Source organism: Propionispora vibrioides (assembly GCF_900110485.1).
GTDB classification, from domain to species: domain Bacteria; phylum Bacillota; class Negativicutes; order Propionisporales; family Propionisporaceae; genus Propionispora; species Propionispora vibrioides.
In genome coordinates this window covers 75,182-89,893 of record NZ_FODY01000009.1, presented here as the reverse complement: position 1 = coordinate 89,893, position 14,712 = coordinate 75,182, and the positions used below count along the sequence as shown (strand labels likewise).

At 49.3% G+C, this 14,712-nt stretch carries 11 protein-coding genes; 1 reads left to right on the top strand and 10 read right to left on the bottom strand.

All coding sequences use genetic code 11. The annotated features are described in order from the left end of the window. Nucleotides 1–63 precede the first annotated feature (63 nt). The 9 genes from BMW43_RS09405 to BMW43_RS09360 form a co-directional block, all read right to left on the bottom strand. Complete coding sequence (locus BMW43_RS09405; RefSeq protein WP_091746222.1) at nucleotides 64–522, bottom strand: PTS sugar transporter subunit IIA; 459 nt, start codon at nucleotides 520–522, stop codon at nucleotides 64–66. Between the two features lie 51 nt (nucleotides 523–573). Next, the gene (locus BMW43_RS09400) at nucleotides 574–2,082 is read right to left on the bottom strand and encodes a BglG family transcription antiterminator (RefSeq protein WP_091746219.1); all 1,509 of its coding nucleotides are present in this window, start codon (nucleotides 2,080–2,082) and stop codon (nucleotides 574–576) included. A 274-nt stretch (nucleotides 2,083–2,356) separates the two neighbouring features. Further along, nucleotides 2,357–3,010, bottom strand: a complete 654-nt coding sequence (locus BMW43_RS09395) for an HAD family hydrolase (protein WP_091746213.1) — start codon at nucleotides 3,008–3,010, stop codon at nucleotides 2,357–2,359. Between the two features lie 81 nt (nucleotides 3,011–3,091). Next, entirely contained in the window at nucleotides 3,092–4,057 is a 966-nt protein-coding gene (locus tag BMW43_RS09390; RefSeq protein ID WP_091746210.1) for a Gfo/Idh/MocA family protein, read from the bottom strand. 62 nt (nucleotides 4,058–4,119) lie between these two features. Further along, the gene (locus BMW43_RS09385) at nucleotides 4,120–4,974 is read right to left on the bottom strand and encodes a MurR/RpiR family transcriptional regulator (RefSeq protein WP_091746208.1); all 855 of its coding nucleotides are present in this window, start codon (nucleotides 4,972–4,974) and stop codon (nucleotides 4,120–4,122) included. Between the two features lie 372 nt (nucleotides 4,975–5,346). After that, nucleotides 5,347–6,645 (bottom strand): SpoVR family protein, encoded by a 1,299-nt coding sequence (locus BMW43_RS09380; protein ID WP_091746206.1) that lies wholly within the window; start codon nucleotides 6,643–6,645, stop codon nucleotides 5,347–5,349. Continuing rightward, a complete protein-coding gene (gene yhbH, locus BMW43_RS09375) occupies nucleotides 6,642–7,814 on the bottom strand; it encodes a sporulation protein YhbH (protein ID WP_091746203.1) in 1,173 nt (390 codons plus the stop codon). The genes BMW43_RS09380 and yhbH overlap by 4 nt, the downstream gene beginning before the upstream one ends. A gap of 42 nt (nucleotides 7,815–7,856) precedes the next feature. Beyond that, nucleotides 7,857–9,785 (bottom strand): PrkA family serine protein kinase, encoded by a 1,929-nt coding sequence (locus BMW43_RS09370; protein ID WP_091746200.1) that lies wholly within the window; start codon nucleotides 9,783–9,785, stop codon nucleotides 7,857–7,859. A 478-nt stretch (nucleotides 9,786–10,263) separates the two neighbouring features. Continuing rightward, the gene (locus BMW43_RS09360) at nucleotides 10,264–10,905 is read right to left on the bottom strand and encodes a lactate utilization protein (protein WP_091746195.1); all 642 of its coding nucleotides are present in this window, start codon (nucleotides 10,903–10,905) and stop codon (nucleotides 10,264–10,266) included. A gap of 289 nt (nucleotides 10,906–11,194) precedes the next feature. Between BMW43_RS09360 and BMW43_RS09355 the strand changes: the two genes are divergently transcribed. Next, entirely contained in the window at nucleotides 11,195–13,621 is a 2,427-nt protein-coding gene (locus BMW43_RS09355) for an EAL domain-containing protein (protein WP_143050600.1), read from the top strand. A gap of 122 nt (nucleotides 13,622–13,743) precedes the next feature. Here BMW43_RS09355 and BMW43_RS09350 read toward each other — a convergent pair whose 3' ends face one another. After that, the gene (locus tag BMW43_RS09350; RefSeq protein WP_091746191.1) at nucleotides 13,744–14,706 is read right to left on the bottom strand and encodes a type I phosphomannose isomerase catalytic subunit; all 963 of its coding nucleotides are present in this window, start codon (nucleotides 14,704–14,706) and stop codon (nucleotides 13,744–13,746) included. Nucleotides 14,707–14,712 lie beyond the last annotated feature (6 nt).

The following is a 14,712-nucleotide window of genomic DNA, read 5'->3' as shown; positions in this document are numbered from 1 at the left end:
ACCGGCGTTCCTGCTTAGTCGCCACCAGCCAGCCGGCTTATCCGGCCAGCGCGGGTCTTTCGCTCATTGCATATTTTGTGACAGCAACTGAATCACTTCCTTTTTGTCCTGCGTAGTTAATAATTTATGCAAGATATCGTCATCTGCCAAAGCAGTGGCTACCTGAGACAGTAATTTTAGGTGGACAGTTGTTTTATCGACATTTCTTACAGCAAATAAGATCACAAAGTTCACTGGCAGATTATCGGGTGTTTCCCAACTCAGATCATTTTGGGTCCTGCCTACAGCGATAGAAGTGATTATCACCGCGTCAGATTTGCCATGGGGAATGGCAATGTGTCCGCCAATGCCTGTTTTTCCTTCCGCTTCCCGCAAGTAAACATCTTTGATAAAAACTTCCTCCTGCTTTACTTTCCCTTCTTTATAAAGTCTATGGGTAAGCTGGCAGATCGCTTCATCCTTTGTCGTAACATGCATGTCCAGATCAATCAGATTTTCATTTAAAATGCTGTCAATTTGCACTTTTCCTTCAGCTCCTTTTGGTTCTATATTTTGATTGGTATATAAATGTCCCTATGGATTGGCAGACACCGCATTCTTTACTTTCAATATATCAATTTCATTAAACAGCGCACTGACTAAAACGATAGGGATATTCTGCGATAAATTAATATGGATAGTCGTTAAAATAAAATCTATTTTTTCTTCCTGCAAAACTTGCGCAATGTGATTGGCAGACACTGTATTTACAATCTCCCATTGGGGAAAAGCATTTTTAACTCTGGTCTTAAGTAAATGCGAAGTGCCTATTCCCGATGAACAGACAATCAACACCCGTTTCACCGATGATTGCTTTTCCAGCGATGCCTGAAAGTAAACTACAATGTAACTAATCTCGTCATCACTGATTTTATGCAAAATGGGCAATTTCTTTTGTTTAATGAAACTGTGTTTGACAATTTCAAACATGACCGGAAACTCTTTTTTTATGTCCGGCAACAAAGGATTGCTGATCGAAATATCGTATTGCACTCTTTTTAGCAAAGAGCACATGTGCAGAAACAAATTTTGCTGCAACGCGCTGTCTTTTCTAAAATCGACCTGCAGCGTATTAGAAGCATCCTCAATTAACTGGCAGGTTAATTCCTTTTCTTTCGAGTTTTCATTGGTTACTCCAATGATGAAGTTTTCTCTTGCCTCAATCCCGCAGGAGGTAAAATACTGATATATATAAAACACTTCAATATCCGGTACCTTCAGCTCAATATATTGGTCTATCCGAGAGATGACATATTGGGCAACCCGAAATATCTGCTCGTTTTTTATTTCCATATCCTTTTCGTGGAGCACTTCATAATTCGCTTTAAAACTGCCGTTACGTAACCGTTTAATCAAAATTACCAGATGAGTAAAAATATTAATGTAATATGGATCTTTAATCGTCGCACCCAGCATATTTTCCACAGCTTTTAACACCTGTCCGATAAAATCAAAATCTTCCTTAGGAAATTCTTTAAATATATAATGATAGTTTTCTCTATCCAAGTAAGCGTTTTCCTGAAAAGATACCGGCATATATTCAAGAATATTCATTAACAGCTTACGGATGTTTTTCTCTTTGCCTTCTATATAAGTCCCCTTATGGGAACGAATCAGCTGTAAATGATATAAGTCCAATTGCGGTTCAATACTCTTCAAATCATTCACAATAGAAGCATTGCCCACATAATAATACTCCGATAGATTTTTTATTGACGATTCCTGTGGAGATTGAAGTAATAACAAAATCAATAAATGCTTTCTGCGTTCACCAACACTCATGCCCAATACGCTTTTCTGCCGGTTCAGATGGTCACGGCTAATCGCATTTAAAGAAGATACATCCATTTGCAAACCTTTACCTTGACTTTGCTTGATAAGGTTTTCGTTGCCGACCTTTTTCTTTATTGATACAATATCGCGATAAATGGTTTTGGGCGAGACCTTTAAGAAATCAGCCAAAGTGTTGGCCGAAACATATCCTTCGGATTTTGCTAAAAAAGTAACGATTTTTGTTTCGCGCACTGTTAAGTTTTCCATCATCGCCACCTCTTTACATTTTTACATTGAAATTCTTAACTCATTGTTATTTTAGCAACACGGATATTGTTTGGAAATACTAATTGATGTCCATAAATTCCAGACATTTTTGTGGAAAGATTATAAATACTCAAACAATGACTGACCTAAAGAATACCAACTCCTGAAAAAGAAATCTCCGACAATGCCAAAACATAAAAAAGATTGCAACCTTCCTGACCTCATTGTCAGCTAAGTTGCAATCTTTTCTATTCATCTTGATCTCCAACCGTTTTTCCTATATCAGCTTTAACAGCTCACCCGGCTGGCAAATCACTATTTTGGCTCCGTTTTCCCGCAATTCCGGTTCCTCGCGGAAACCCCAGGTGGCGCCGACAGCATACATACCGGCGGCGGTGGCTGTTTGCATATCTACGCCAGAATCGCCGAGATATAGATATTCTGCCGGTTCGATGCCGGACAGCTTGACAATTTCCAGGGCTGCCCCGGGATCAGGTTTCTTCGGCACCCCGTCTCTGGCACCGTAGACAAAATCAAAGCGGGTGCTGCCAAAGTAATGCTCAATAATCACTTTGGTAAAAGAGTCGGCCTTATTGGACAGTACCGACAGGCGGAGTCCTTTCGCCGATAATGCCGCAAGCAGTTCTTCAATTCCCGGATAAGGGCAGGTCTTTTCATGCCAGCGACGGCCGTATTCCTCATGCAGTCCTTGCAGGCAGCATGCTACCATATCCTTGTTTTCTTCTTGCCCGGCAGGCAATACCCGCTTTACCAGTCTTTCCATACCATTACCGATAAAACACTTGTATTTTTCGGTGTCATGCACGGGAAACCCCTGCCTGGCCAGGACCGCATTCATTGAGTTGGCTAAATCGTCCAGTGTATTCAATAAGGTTCCGTCTAAATCAAATAGAACGGCTTTATAGCTCATATTCATTTCCCTCCTATGTATCTCTTTCCTTTTTTGCCGCATCAGCCGTTCCTCATCTCCTGCGTCATACTCATACGGTCGTTATTCAAACGGATACCGTATATTCCACTGCCGCCGGACTTCATCCATAATGTCCATAATGTCCAGCGACAGGTCCAGATAACCGCCTTCGCCGCGAGCGACACATTGGCTGATGGCCGCCACTTCATAAGCCAGGGCCTGCGCCGTATCGCCGTCCGCTACTACTTCGGTCCGGCCGTCCAGATATTGAATCACCGCCCGGTCGGCCCGCGGGAAATTATCAACGGTAATAAAGCCGGTCTCGCCGGCCACAATACCCCGTTTAGGCATTTTGGCCCGCATGGTCAGGGCCACCACCGCCATTTCATCCCTGTTGTTTTTCAGAATGATGCCTGATTGTTCATCTACACCGGTTTCAAAAGGTTTCATGGTCGTTAAGATTTCCTGCGGCGGCGCCGACAAAAAGTAGCGGGCAAAGGACAAAGCGTAAGTGCCGATATCGAGCAAAGCCCCACCGGCCAGTTCCTTGCTGAAAAACCGGTTGGTCACATCATACTCCTTGCAACTGCCGAACGAAACCTGAATCATTTTCAACCGGCCGATTTGTCCGGACTGAACGATTTGCCGCAGTTTGGCGTACAGCGGCATATGGTAGAGAGTCATTGCTTCCGCCAGAATAAGATTCTTCTTTTTCGCCAAGGCGGCCGCTTCCTGCAGTTGCCGGCCATTTACCGTAATCGCCTTTTCGCACAATACATGCTTGCCTTGTTCCAGGCTCCGCATAATATACTCATAATGGTGACTGTGCGGCGTCGCCAGATAGACAATATCCAAAGCGTCATCCTTAAGTAGCTCATCGTAGCTGCCATATACTTTTTCCACCGCATACTGTCTGGCGAAAGCTTCGGCCTTCGCCAACGATCTGGCTCCCACGGCATAAACACCGCCATTCACCGCTTGAAGGGCTTGGGCGAAATCGGCAGCGATATTACCCGGACCAAGAATGCCCCAACGCAAATTAGTCATATTCTCACTCCCATCTAAATTTATGTTGCTATCCCGGCACATTGGTAAATCGCCGGATTTTTTTATGTCTTATCATCGGCGATGGTCTGCTCATGGACGGCAATGCATTCCTGAGCGCCGGCCTTGCTGCTGGCCAGCAAAAAGAAAAATGTCTCCATCACCGACATCGCCGCCAGCCTGGTAAAGGCAAAGCTGAAATTGGGGAAAAACAGCCGTTCCCGGGCCACGGTATGAATATGATAAGGACACCGTAGTGCCAAAGACGATTTGGCATAATTGGTTATGGCCAGAACAGCCGCGCCCCGTTCCTGCGCCCGGTCCACTAACGTCAACAGTTTCTTGGACTCGCCGGAGGCAGAAATGGCAATCACCACATCCTCTGAGGTTAACGTATGAGCCATGGCCATCTGACTTTCCCAGATAGGTGAACACAGCGCCGTGATTCCCAGTTGATTGAGCTTATAGGCCCCATCCAGCGCCACCGGAATGGTGTTGCCCAGCGCCGCAAATAAAACAAACCGGGCTTCTTTAATACGGTCGACCATCGTCCGGAGTTCTTCCAGCGGGATATTATATAGCGTTTGTTTTATCTCTTCACATTTATTAATCACAATATTGTGCAATGACTGCTCCAAATCGTCCATATGAATCGTACCGGAAGGCTGTTTTTCCTGCACTACCGCCGATTCCCGGGCAATCCGGATCTTTAGATGCTGAAACCCCTGACAGCCGCATTTTTTGCAAAACCGGATAATGGTAGCATTGCTGGCCGCACTGACTTCCGCCAATTCCGAGACAGTCATATCAATGACCTGTTCCGGCTGAGCCAGAATATAGTCGGCCACCCGTTTTTCCGCCTCAAACAATTCGTGATAACAGGAAAAAATCTGGTCAATAACCGATACTCCCTTGGCCATACACACCGTCCTCCATTCCTCTGCTAACGGTTCCGGCGCAGTTGTCAAACCTAGTGGTCTGAAAACTCTAAAGCAATAGGATGAATTGCGAGAGATTTTTCGTCCTGCGAGGCGGAGGAGGCGCACATATCGGGAATATGTAAGCCGACGACAACAACGCAGGGCGGAAAAGATCTCGTAAGAACACTATAGTATTAGGGGTTTCAGACCACTATGGCCGCCCAAGCTCCGCCGCTCCGGTTAGCTCTTGACTTAAGCATATCAAAGAAATATTTTTTCGTCAATAAATCAAATAGAAAAAATTTATTCCTCGATCAAATCAATCGGCAAAAAAAGAACCTGACCACCTTGGTCAGGTTCTCTCAACCCGCTTTACAACCTTCCTTTGATCTCCGGCATCTCGTCACTGCTCAACTGTCTGGCCTTGCCGTCAATAACGGTAGGCAGCTTCACCGTGCCGCCCCAAAGACGGGCGGCGTATTTCAGGGTTTCCCGGGCATAATTCAGTTCCAGTTCCCGGCCGTCATATTGGTGCTCCAGAATAAGCGTGCCCTGGTCGACCTTCTTCGGCGTGATGGCAGGCATGCCCCCCACCCCGACCGAACCGGCCAACTCATCTCTGACCTGTTTCCAGCCTTCTTCATCGGGCACTTCGGTGACCACTATATCATCACCCTGTTTCTGATAAACGAAAAGGTGCAACTCCTCGCACAGTTCTCTGGTCAGGTAGCGCCGCAAAAACGACTGATCCCGTTCCTCGGCCCGTACCCGGAATATCTGTTCGCGGCCCAGCGTCTTATCCAGGTATTCAAATAGCTTGAAGCCGATAAAATACGGATTGACCCGGCCTTGATGGGGCCGAATCACCAGATTGTGCCGCTGCAGGAACTCCAGGTGCAGCGCCTGAGGCAGCTCCAGCTTTTGCAAAATCTGATAGTGCCAATAGCTGGCCCAGCCTTCGTTCATAATCTTGGTTTCGATCTGGGGAATAAAATACAGTGCTTCCTCACGAACCAGGCTTACCAGGTCCCGTTCCCAGTCGGTCAAGCGCCCCCGCTCGGCCAGGAAGCCCAACAGATCGTTCTGCAGCCGCTCCGGTATGGCTTCCTGCGCCTCCCGGCGCAGCGTATCCCGGTCAGGCAGTTTGCCCGGTCCGTTACGGGAGGTTTGAAACCGCAGGGCATGAGCAGCATCCAAAACCCGCTCCACCGCTTCAGGGCCAATGCTGGGGTCCTGAATGTAAGCACGTACCCGGCCGGCATGGGCTTTAAAGACCTCCAGCGTCAGTTCGGCCCGGGTATCACGACGGAACAGGCGGTTGTTCTTAAAAAAGTCATTATGCCCGTACACATGGGCCATGGTCAGAATCTGCAGCAGCAACGTATTATCCTTCATGAGATAGGCCAGGCAGGGATCGGAGTTAATGACCATTTCATAGGGCAGTCCGCTCAGATTGTGCTGATAGAAGGTCTTTTGCCGTTCATATGCCTTGCCGTAGCTCCAGTGGGGATAGTGGGACGGCATGCCCACATAGGCTTCATAACAGAGCATATCTTCGTAGCTGCAAATCTCAAAATGCTGTTCATAGCAGTCAAGTCCGCTTTCCCGGACATATTCCTCAATGCGCCCGTTCCAGTCGGTCAGCTGCTGCAGCGTATATTCCGCCGTCATGTAGCCTCACCTCCCGCCCCTTCTTTCTCCAAAATCCGTTTAAAGGCCGGCCATACATCCTCTTTGGTCTGCATCTGCGCCATGATGAAATTATCCTGATTCAACTGCTCCTGAAATTTGCGGCGAATGGTGCTGTAGCCATGATGGGCCGCCACTTCACCATAACCGAACAGATTGCATAATTCGCATAGTTTCCCAGCCAGTTCAACGGCCTTGGCGTCGTCCTGCTCCCAGTTATCGCCGTCAGAGCAGTGAAAAGCGTAAATATTCCAGACTGCCGGATTGTAGCGCTCCTCAATGATCTCCAGTGCCTTGGCATAGCCGCTGCTGATAAAGGTGCCGCCCGATTCCCCTTTGTGGAAAAATTCCTGCTCGTCCACTTCTTTCGCTTCTGTCGTATGGGCGATGAAAACCACCTCGACCTGCTCGTAGCGGTACCGGACAAACTGATATAACAAGAAGTAAAAGCTCCGGGCCAGATATTTGCGGGTCTGGTCCATCGAGCCCGACGTATCCATAATGCAGATAACCACTCCGTTGGAGTTGCGGTGGATTTCGTTTTTCACCCGGCGATAGCGGAGATCGTCTTCGATAAAGCCCTGCCGCTCTTCACTCTCGCATATACCTTCTGCTGCCCGCAAGCCTGATTTGACCCGCTTGATTTTTTCCGTCAGCGTCCGCTTTTTAGCCAGCCGCGGCGGAATGCCTTTCTTCTGATAGCCGGACAGCTTAACCTTCCGCTCGGTTTCCACCACCGAGAATTTTTTGCGTTCCATATCAGGCAATTGCAAATCCTCGAACAGATATTGCACCAGTTCATCCAGGGTAATTTCCGTTTCAAAAATATCCTCACCGGCCTCGTTGCCCGCCTGAGCACCTTGTCCCGGCCCTTGCTGTTCCCCGTCCTTGCCGACAACCTGCCCCCGCTGTTCGCCGCCGCTGCCCGAACCTGTTCCCGGCGTATTTTTACCGTAAATAAACTGGTATTCCTTGATTCCCTTGACCGGAATCTTGATCTTTTTATTCCCGTCCTGGCCGATGATGCTTTCCTCGGCAATAATGCCGCCCATGTTTTTCTTAATGGCTTCCTCCACCAATTGTCTGTGCCGCTTCCGGTCCCATTGCGAACGGTCAGATGAGGTGAGGCTTCCTTCTTTGAAAAGAGCCATGCTTGCTTCCTCCTTTCTCCGGACAGCAGCCCAATTCCGGCGTTAATCCTTCCAAAGATTATTGGCGGCGTATTTTAGAATGACATTGCAGCAATGATCGCAATAGCCGTTTCGTTTCATTTCCTCCACCATAGCGTTATACTTCCCGTCCTGTTCGCCGTCGCGCACTCTGGCTTTGGTTACCACGCGCGACAGTTCTTTCACCGAAACGGTCAGCTTCTTCTCTATAGCTTCCTTAAGCGGCTCGTAACTGCGATAGTCGATCTTGGCACCGTTCCTCAGCAGGGAAAACATATAAGCCGTCACATCCTGCCGGAACCCAAGGGCCGCCGTACCGCCAATGCCGATCTGCTCCTCAATGGATTGCAAAAACTTCACATCCGGTTCCAATTCCTCGCCGGTGTTGCGGTCCTTGATCTTAGTGGCATTAACAAACGCCTCGGCATGGTCCAGGTAGTTGTTGAACAGACTTTCGGCCTGCTCCTGGTAGCCGTGAATAAACGCCTTGGTCACTTCTTTTTCCAGAATCTTGTTGTATTCTTTTTTTAGCACATCCTGCAAGAAGCTCAGGTACCGCTTCCTTTCATCGTCAGCCACCGCCATATCCTTCACCGCTTTGACCAGCGTATCCAGCACGGCAATCGGATTGATGCAGTCGTTTTCCGCTTCGGCCAGCGCGGCCCCCAGCGCTTTCATAATAAACCGGGTGGATATACCGCTCATGCCTTCCCGCCGAGCTTCATCCCGCAGTTCAGTCACATCAACCTTCTTGGTGGAGCCTTTCTCCACAATTTCCTCACCATTGTAAATTTTCAGCTTGGTCAGGGCATCCACTTTGGCTGACGGCGTCAGCCGGCTGAGAATGGCGAACATGGAGGCCACTTCGATGGTATGCGGCGCGATATGGGCCGCAAAGGAACTGTTTTTCAGGATTTTGCGGTAAATCTTGACCTCTTCATCCAGTTCCAGGCAATAGGGTACTTCCACCTTGACAATCCGGTCCAGAATAGCCTCGTTGGTGTGGTCCGATTTGAAACGGTTCCATTCCGATTCATTGGAGTGGGCCAGGATGATTCCGTCAAAGTAAATCATCGAACCCTTGCCCGGGGAGGGAATGGATTTTTCCTGAGTGGCGGTGATCATGGTGTGCAGATACTCCACATCATTCTTAAAGACTTCAATAAATTCCACAATGCCCCGGTTACCCACATTAAAAGCCCCGTTCAGGGCCATAACCCGCGGATCATCTTCAGCATACAGGTCCATCTTGGATATGTCCACCGAACCGGATAGCACTGAGGTATCCTGGTTGTTGGGGTCTACCGGCGGCACCACCCCGACGCCCTTGCGGGAACGGATGGAGAATTCGGACATGGTCACGGGAAACTTCTCATATTCCCCGTGAAATTCATGCTTTAACCGGTGACGGCAAACGGGACAAAGATCACCTTCTATTTTTATACCCAGCAATTCTTCAAACTGGGGCCTTAAGTGTTTGGGTATTAAATGCAGCGGTTCTTCCCGCATCGGGCAGTCCTGCAATACATAGATGGGCGGACTCATTTCCAGCGCTTTTTTCAAAGCCTCCATCAAGGACGATTTGCCTGCACCGACCGGACCTACCAGATAGAGCACCTGGCGGGCTTCCTCCCCTTTCAGGGCCGCCGAGTGGAAATAGCGCATCAACTGCATGATACTCTTGTCAATCCCGTAAAAATCATTGGCAAAGAAAGCGTACCGTTTCAGAACCGTACTGCCATGAATCCGTTTCAGTCTGGAGTTTTCCTCCGTTTTGACGGCCTCGGCACCAGGACCGGACAACAGTTCATACATGCGCTGGTGAGCCAGCATAGTCACTTTCGGGTTTTCTTTGACAATCGACAGATAATCCAGCAAGGTACCGCTAAACTGCTGATGCTTCCTCTCACTGCGATCTTTTTGAATCATGCTGGCAAAATCAAAACCATTCATACGCTGACCCTCCTTTTAGTTCCACATTTTTATTATCAACCTTGTTTTTTCAAGAACAAGTGTTGCATCTTGTTCACCATATAAATACACTTGTCCTTGATTACACTTTATCAAAATTCATCCAATCTGTCTATCATTTAAATTATGGTAATCCCCGCGGCACACCACACAAGCCGGTAAGATGTTAGCCTCATTGGTATGCCTTGATCCGGCCTCTTCCTTGCCCTGGGTGGCAGAGTCATAATCCGGCAAGCAAAATCCCCTGTGAAAAACCAAATTGCTGGTTTTTCACAGGGGATTTTATTACCGAGGGAACCGCTGATTTTTATGAGCCTGCCGACCTGGCGAGAGATTTTTTCGGCTGGCAAGGAAGTAAAAGCGCAGGAACAGCGGTTCCTATTTCAAGGTTTTGCTGACGCAGCCAGGCGGAAAAAGATCCGCCTGGCTGCGCGGTGTGAATAAATCAGTGTTCCCTAAATTAATAACCGCCGTTTTCGCCCACTATGACCACTGTCATATCCGTTGCCACCGGTTTTCTTCTGATGACCGAATAAACCCGGCAAATACGAGTGGGCCCCTGACAGTCCATGCAAACCCCGGTTTTGGTGCAGGGATTAGGGATGTCCAGCCGTTTGTTGTTCATGGGAGAAGCAATCGTTTCCAGCCGTTCAAAAGCCGCCGCTTCATCCTGGCACACTTTATTGATGCCCAGCACCACAATCACTTTTTTCGGACCGAAGCTGAGCGCACTCACCCGGTTTCCCATCCCGTCGATATTCACCAGCCTGCCGTCTAAGGTAACCGCGTTGCTGCTGCACAGATAGAGATCGCTAAGCAATTCCTCTCTGGCCACTGCCACCGCTTCTTCCCGTGTCAGTCCCGGCGTCCCATGATCCAGAACGGTACCACCGGCAGCCTGGACCTTTTCCTGTATGCCCATGTCCTTGATGGTCATCGAACCGCCAAAGCCCACTTTCATACCTGGACTTACCTGCTCCATGATGAAATCGGCCGCCTCCGCCAAGGTAGACACATACCGGGCGTCAAAATCGTTTTTCTGCAACGCTGCCACAACCCGTTGGCCGACAGCCGCCTGATGCCATTGCTTTACTGTTTCCATGTTGCTCCTCCTTATATGGTTACTATTTATAATAGTACCTGCTGGCAAGCCGCTTAACAAGAACTTACCAATTGGTAGGTTACTATCCTAAAGGATACTATCAGGCTCCTGTACCGGCGCAAGGCATAGGGAGAATAAATTTTTCTAAAGAATCTGTAAATACTTTAGCTTTTTTAAAAGGGTAGCCCAGGAATCATAGCGAATATCACAATTGACGCAATTTGGCAATAAAACCAAGATTCTGCAACATCCCTTTCTTTTCCACTTTACTTTCCTGGAGGTTTTATCCGTGTCCGCCTTATTAAAGCCGCTATTATTTTTTATCACATTATGTATCACTATCTTCCTTCCCTACACTAGCCATGCCGAAACGGTAACTTTACAATTAAAATGGACCCATCAGTTTCAATTCGCCGGATATTATGCCGCCATCGAAAAAGGCTTCTACCGGGAAGAAGGCTTGACGGTCCTGTTAAAAGAAGGCTATCCGGGCATCAATCCGGTACAGGAAGTAGTGGACGGCCACGCCGCTTTCGGCGTTGATAATACATCACTCCTGCTTGCCCGCGATCGGGGCGCCCCGATAAAAGTAATCGCCGCCATCTTTCAGCACTCACCCCAGGTTTTAATCAGCCGCCAGGATGCAGGCATCCTTTCTCCTCATGATCTGAAACATAAGCAGATTATGCTGGTGCCTGAGCAAAGCACCGACATTTTGGCGATGCTTAATAACGAAGGCATTGATTCCAACCAGGTAACCTTACTTTCGCACAATTGGGACCTGGCTGCTCTCAGCGGCGGAAAAGTGGACGCCATCACCGGCTACAGCACGGCGGAGTTATTTTCCTTGCAACAGCAAGGCTTGCCTGTTCACGTGATCAATCCGATCAATTACGGAATCGACTATTATGGCGATTGTCTGTTTACTACGGACAATACCATTCAGGCCGATCCGGACCTGGTAAAGCGCTTTACCCGCGCCAGTTTAAAAGGCTGGGAATACGCCATGAACCACCAGGAGGAATTGATCGGCCTCATTCTGGCCAAGTACAATCCCTCCCTCTCACCGGAAAGGCTTCGTTTTGAGGCCAATGAGATGAATAAGATTATTCTGCCCGATTACGTGGAACTGGGACATATGAATCCCGGCCGCTGGGCCAAAATCGTAGAAATTCATCAGCGCTTCGGTCTGTTGAAGCCGGGCTTTGCCTTAGAAAACTTTCTATACAATGTCAATGACACCGGCGGTTCTGCGGGATACCGCACTGTTATCCTGCCGCTGTTCGTCATCATCGGCCTCCTCTCCCTCGCTTTGCTGGCCTTTATGCTCTTCAATTCCAAACTAAAACGGATTGTCAAAGAACGCACCGAAATATTGGAAAAAAAGGTCCATGAACTGCAGGAAACGGAAAAAGCCGTGCTTCATCTCGCCTATCATGATACACTGACCAAGCTGCCCAACCGGTTGCAGTTGATTGATCATATCGATACCCGTAAACACCGGGAAGACAAACTGGGCGAACAATTTGCCATCGCTTTTTTTGATCTTGACGATTTCAAACGCATCAACGATGGCATGGGCCACTCGACGGGCGATGCATTTTTAAGAGAAGTTTCTCTCCGGCTGCAGCGCTGTCTGAAAGGCATCGGCCAGATCTACCGGCTGGGCGGTGATGAGTTCATTCTGCTGCTCCCACAGGTTCAGGACTATAATCATATCGCTGGCATCATCCAGGCAGCCATTGAAGCCATCAACAGTTCCTGGAACTTCAACGGCAACGACCTACATGTTTCAGCCAGCGTAGGCATTGCCATGTATCCCAAAGACGGCCAGGACGCCGACTCCCTGATCAAGGCCGCCGATATGGCTATGTACGAGGCCAAGCAGAAGGGAAAAAACAGATACCATTTCTTTGATGAAGAAATGCATGCCGCCTGCCTGGACAAACTAATCCTGGAAGCCGAGCTGCACCAGGCCATCAATCAGCAGGAATTCGTGCTTCACTATCAGCCCCAGATTACCAGTGACGCCCACATTATCGGGGTCGAGGCACTCGTTCGCTGGCAGCATCCCAACCGCGGCCTGCTCTATCCCGGCACCTTCATTCCGTTGGCCGAGGAAACCGGCCTGATCGTACTCATTGGCGACTGGGTGCTGGACGCCGCCTGCCGGCAGTGCGCCACCTGGCAGCGGGGTGGCCAGATTCCGGTCCGCATTTCCGTCAATATATCGGTTAAACAGTTGCAGCACCCCTCGTTCCTGGCCAAAGTCCGCCATGTATTGGAAGAGACTGGCCTGTCACCGGAGTGCCTGGAGTTGGAGATCACGGAAACGGTAGCCCTGACTCACGCCGATCTGGTGCTGCCGATCATGAACTCGCTGCGGGCCATGGGGGTACGCCTGGCCTTGGATGATTTCGGCATCGGCTATTCTTCGCTCATGTACTTACGAAGTTTCCCAATCGACGTACTGAAAATTGACAAAACGTTTATTCAGGATGTCCCGACCAATATCGACAACGAAGCCATTTTGCAGACCATCCTGGATTTGGCCCGACACCTGCGGATTAGTGCCGTTGCCGAAGGCGTGGAAACACTGGATCAATTCAACTGTCTGAAAAAATACGCCTGTCCCATCGTGCAAGGCTACTTATTCAGTCCGCCCATGCCGGCGGAGGATTTATCGGCTTTTTTTGCCACACTGGAAAACCACTGATTTCACACGGATAGTGAGAGCTAAAACTAACACGGCCGCTATAGGCGAATTGCTTCAAGCAATCCTCTATAGCGGCCGTTTATTGTCCTGGGGCACTCGGTTTATCTCATTTTTAGCCGATCCTACTGCACCCGCAGCAGGGTCAAGTCTCCCTCCAGGTGAACAGCGGGTAGGGCCGCCGGCAAGAGCACCGTAGCACCGGCCCGGAGTTCGACGGTCACACCATTGCCGCTGACCCGACCCTGCCCCTGCAAAACACAGTACGCGGCAAACCGGTCTCCCGGCCGGTCTTCCCGGCCGCCCTTAACGTCCCACTTTTCAACGGAAAAGTAGGGGCAGTAAAGAGCGGAATGGGAAAATTCCACGGCCGGCTGTTGGTCAAACTTGATGACCGACAACGCCCGTTCCAAATGGAGTGGCCGTTTTTGTCCCTGGCTGTCGACCCGGTCGTAATCATAAATGCGATAGGTGGTATCGGAATTTTGCTGTATTTCACAGACCACCAGTCCTTTGAGCAGGGCATGAACCGTCCCGGCCGGTACAAACACCATATCACCGGTCCGCACTTTTACCCGCCGCAAGAGCCGTTCCACGCTACCGGCCCGAGTTGCCTGCTGAAACGTTTCCCGTGTGGTTCCTTCGGCCAGACCGAACACGATTTCCGCATCGTCATCGGCCTTTACGATATACCAGGCTTCACTCTTCCCGGCCTCCCCCTCCGCCGTGAGGGCCTCGGCCTCGCCGGGATGCACCTGAATGGACAGGTGGTCATTGGCATCAATATATTTGATTAATAAAGGCAACCGGTTCTGGTTCTGATACGCTTTCCCCAGGATGGCAGCCGGCTGACGGGCAATTACCTCGGTCAGACTCAAGTTCTCCCAGCAACCGTTTGCCACTATACTGGTGCCATGTTCATGGGTGCAAAGCTCCCAGCTCTCACCAATGCAAGGACCGGGCAGCGTTCTCGCAAAAAGCTGCTCCAACGACCGCCCACCCCATATCACCTCTTTATACACCGGTCTCAGTTGCAAGGGATATATCCCGTTATCGTCCAACCTTATCTCCGTTATTGCCACTGCCATTTTTCA